General features: G+C 70.9%; 3 protein-coding genes and 1 pseudogene. All 4 read left to right on the top strand.

The annotated features are described in order from the left end of the window. Positions 1–188, top strand: a pseudogene (locus tag ACLEQD_RS38525) (hypothetical protein); the annotation flags it as partial. A gap of 67 nt (positions 189–255) precedes the next feature. Continuing rightward, the gene (locus ACLEQD_RS38520; protein ID WP_410390836.1) at positions 256–1,191 is read left to right on the top strand and encodes a vWA domain-containing protein; all 936 of its coding nucleotides are present in this window, start codon (positions 256–258) and stop codon (positions 1,189–1,191) included. Beyond that, positions 1,191–2,174: a VWA domain-containing protein gene (locus ACLEQD_RS38515; protein WP_410390834.1), complete on the top strand. Its 984-nt coding sequence runs from the start codon at positions 1,191–1,193 to the stop codon at positions 2,172–2,174. The genes ACLEQD_RS38520 and ACLEQD_RS38515 overlap by 1 nt, the downstream gene beginning before the upstream one ends. 19 nt (positions 2,175–2,193) lie before the next feature. After that, on the top strand, positions 2,194–3,992 hold a 1,799-nt coding region (locus ACLEQD_RS38510; protein WP_410390832.1), incomplete at its 3' end, for a heavy metal translocating P-type ATPase.

The raw sequence follows: 3,992 nt of genomic DNA, 5'->3' as shown, positions 1-3,992 counted from the left end.
CTGCGGCCGAAGCCCGCGCCCAGACCGGCCCGGCGCCCCCCGCGTCGAAAGCGGCGCCCCCTGCCTCATGGCAGGCGGACTTCGGCCCGGCTCCGGCCGCGCCCGCCCGTCCGGCCTCCAAGCAGCACGAGAAGGCGGCCGCCCCGCCCGGCAAGACGCCGGACTGGATGAGCGACTTCGAGGACTGACCCCCGGCGCCGTTTGCGGTGCGCGCACTCCGGGCGATAGCGTTTTCACCCTCCAGAAAGGCAGACCATGGGACACGAGAAGCCGATCGAGCCGTTTTCGGACCTGCACCGCGAAGGGGACCGCGTGCGCGCGGTGCTGCTGCACGACCCCACGGTGGAGGGCCTGGACATGGCCATCTACATGGACGCGTCCGGCAGCATGCGGGAGGAGTACGCCTACAAGACCGAGCAGCGCTCGTTCCTGGAGTGGCTGCGCGGCGCGCCGATGAAGGAGCCCTCCAACGACGTGGAGCCGCAGGTGCGGTGGATGCTGGAGTACCTGGCCACCAAGGACCGCAACGGCCTCTTGCGCGTGGCCTACTGGGCCTGTGGCACCAACGGCCGCCAGGTGGAGGCCGTGGGCGAGCTCAAGGGCACCGACGTGAAGCAGTACAAGTTCCCCGGCGCGAAGCAGCTGGGCGGCTTCACGTACCTGGAGCCCGCGCTGCGCGACTACGTGAAGTACCTGGAGGAGCAGGTGAAGGTGGGCGCCAAGCGCGGCTGCGCCATCATCGTCACCGACGGCCGCCTCCACGACGCGGAGGCCGTCGAGAAGTTCTCCGCGGAGGTGGCGAAGAAGATCGCCGCCGGACGTCTTCCGCGCATCAACTTCGTGCTGGTGGGCGTGGGCGACGACATCGACGAGGAGCAGCTGGAGCACATCGCCCACGAGGAGTATCCGGGCGTGGGCCACCTGTGGTGCCACCGCATCGCGAAGGAGATCACCCAGGTCGCGGAGCTGGTCGCCGTGCTGGTGGATGAGAACATGACCGTCGCCGCTGGCGGCACCATCTACGACGACAAGGGCAAGGTGCTGAAGACGTACGAGGGCCGCCTGCCCGCGGTGCTGGAGTTCGACGTTCCCGAAGAGGCCAAGAGCTTCACGCTGGAGGTGAACGGCCAGCGCTACACCCAGCCGCTCCCCGACGAAGAGCACCACGACGAGGACGAGGACCACCACTGATGGCCGGCCACGAAGTCGTCAACCGCCCCTTCTCCGACATCCACCGGATGGGCAACAAGGTCATCGCGACGCTGTTGCACGACCCCACCGTGGAGGGCCTGGACGTGGCCCTCTACATGGACGGCTCCGCGAGCATGGAGAACGCGTACGGGCCGCGCGGCATCCTGGCGAAGCTCGCCCCGGTGAAGAACCAGGTCGAGCCGCAGATGCAGTGGATGCTGGAGTACCTGGCCAACAAGGACCGGGACGGCAAGGTGCGCGTCACCTACTGGGCCGCGGGCGACGGCACCCAGCTGGAGGTGGTGGGCGACCTCACGGGCCCGCAGGCCAAGGGCTACCGCTTCCCCGGGCCGCGCTCCTACGGCAAGGCCACGGTGATGCTGCCGGTGCTGCGCGACTTCGTGGCGCACATCAAGCAGCAGGTGGGCGAAGGCGCCAAGCGGGGCCTGGCGGTCATCATCACGGACTCGCAGATCAACGACGCCCATGACGTGACGGCCTACGCCACCCAGGTGGCCAAGGAGATCGCCTCCGGCCGCCTGCCGCGCATCAACTTCGTCTTCATGGGCGTGGGCGAGCAGGTGGACGAGGAGCAGATGGAGGAGATCTCCCACACCACCTATCCGGGCGTGGGCCACCTGTGGTGCCACCGCATCGCGGACCGCATGGAGGAGATGGCGGAGCTGGTCGCCGTGCTGGTGGACGAGACCATGACCGTCGCCGCGGGCGGCACCATCTACGACGAGCAGGGCAAGGTGCTGAAGGTCTACGAGGGCCGCCTGCCCGCGGTGCTGGAGTTCGAGGTGCCCCCGGAGTGCAAGCGCTTCACGCTGGAGGTCGCCGGCCAGCGCTTCGACCAGCCCGTCCCTGAAGAGCATGGGGACGAGGACCACCACGACGAGGCCGAGGACGACGCCCCCAAGGCGGAAGCGCCGCCCCCGGCCGCCGCGCCCTCCCACTCACGCCGCGGACACCGCCACTAGGGCGACAGGAAGAACAGCCATGCCGGAGCAGAAGAAGAGCGGGTCGCGGTTCGGTTCGTTGAACATCAAGGGCCTCAAGGAGGCGGAAGCCGGCGGCAATGTCGTGCAGCGCCACGTCCACGGCCCGGGGTGCGACCACGGCCACGGCCATGACCATCACGGTCAGGACCACGGGCACGCGCATGCGCACGGCGAGCCCCACGTGCACGGCCCTTCCTGCTCCCATGGCCACGACCACGGGCATGACCACCATGGCCATGACCACCATGGGCATGCCCACTCCCAGCGCGTCATCCGTCCGCCGGCCCACCGCCCGGCGGAAGGGGGCGGCGCCGCGCTCCAGCTGGACCTGGAGGGCACGCTGCCGGGAGAGACGGACGACCAGGGCCGCTTCGAGCGGCTGGAGGCGGCCCTGGAAGCGCAGCACGGCATCACCGACGTGCACCTGCGCCGCGACGCGGGGCACGCGGAGGTGTGCATCCACTACCAGCCGTCGCTGGTGAGCGTGTCGAAGCTGGTGACGCTCGCGCAGAAGACGGGGGCGCGGGTGGCCGCGCGCTACCTGCACCACACCTGGTTCGTGCGCGGGATGGACTCCGCGGACGCGGCCCAGGTCATCGAGCACGCGGTCTCCAAGATGAAGGGCGTGCTCACCGCCAGCGTCGCGTATGCCAGCGAGCGCCTGGTCATCGAATACGACAAGGAGGAGCTGAAGCCTCTGGACGTGGAGGCCCGGGTGAAGGCGCTCGGGTACGGGCTGGAAGTGCCCATGGCGGGCCACGCCTGTTCGCACCACGCGCACGGCGGAGGCCTGGCGCCGCTCCTGGAGCTGCCCCTGGTGGTCGCCTCCGGCGTGCTGCTGGCGGCGGGCTTCGGGGTGGAGCACTTCGCGCTGGCGCCGCCGCTGGTGGCCACGGTGCTCTGGGCGCTGTCCATGGCGAGCGGCGGCTTCTTCGCCATCCGGGGCTCGGTGCAGTCCATCGCGCAGCTGCGCATCGACATCGAGACGATGATGGTCGTGGCCGCGGTGGGCGCGGCGGTGCTCGGCGCGTGGTTCGAGGGCGCGTTCCTGCTCTTCCTCTTCAGCGCGGGCCACGCGCTGGAGCACCGGGCCATGGACAAGGCGCGCCGCTCCATCGAAGCGCTGGGCCAGCTGCGCCCGGAGGTGGCGCGCGTGCGCCGGGGCTCGGAAGTGGTGGAGGTGCCGGTGGCGGACGTGGCGCGCGGCGAGCGCATCGTCGTGCGTCCGGGCGACCGCGTCCCGCTGGACGGCATCATCCGCGAGGGCAAGAGCTCCCTGGACCAGGCGGCCATCACCGGCGAGTCCATGCCGGTGGCGCGCAAGCCGGGCGACGAGGTGTTCTCCGGCACCATCAACTGCGAGGCGGCGCTGGAGGTGGAGGTGACGCGCCTGTCGTCGGAGTCCGTGCTGGCGCGCGTGGTGGACATGGTGGCGCAGGCGGAGGCGCAGAAGGGCAAGCGGCAGCGCTTCGCCCAGCGCCTGGAGCGCACGGTGGCGCCGCTCGTCATGGCGGCGGCGGTGCTGTTCCCGGGGGTGCTGGTGCTGACGGGCACGCCGCTGAAGGAGGCCGTGCTGCGCGCGGTGGGGCTGCTGGTGGCCGCGTCGCCGTGCGCGCTCGCCATCTCCACGCCGTCCGCCGTGCTCTCCGCGGTGGCGTCCGCCGCGCGCGGGGGCGTGCTCATCAAGGGCGGCATCTACCTGGAGCTGTTGAGCGGCATCCGCGCCGTCGCCTTCGACAAGACGGGCACGCTCACCGTGGGCCGCCCCCGGCTGCTCACGTCGTGGGCCGCGCCGGG

The sequence above is a fragment of the Corallococcus sp. 4LFB genome, assembly GCF_046520365.1.
GTDB lineage: Bacteria > Myxococcota > Myxococcia > Myxococcales > Myxococcaceae > Corallococcus > Corallococcus caeni.
Note: the sequence above shows the minus strand (reverse complement) of the source record. Positions and strands in the feature narration are given on the sequence as shown.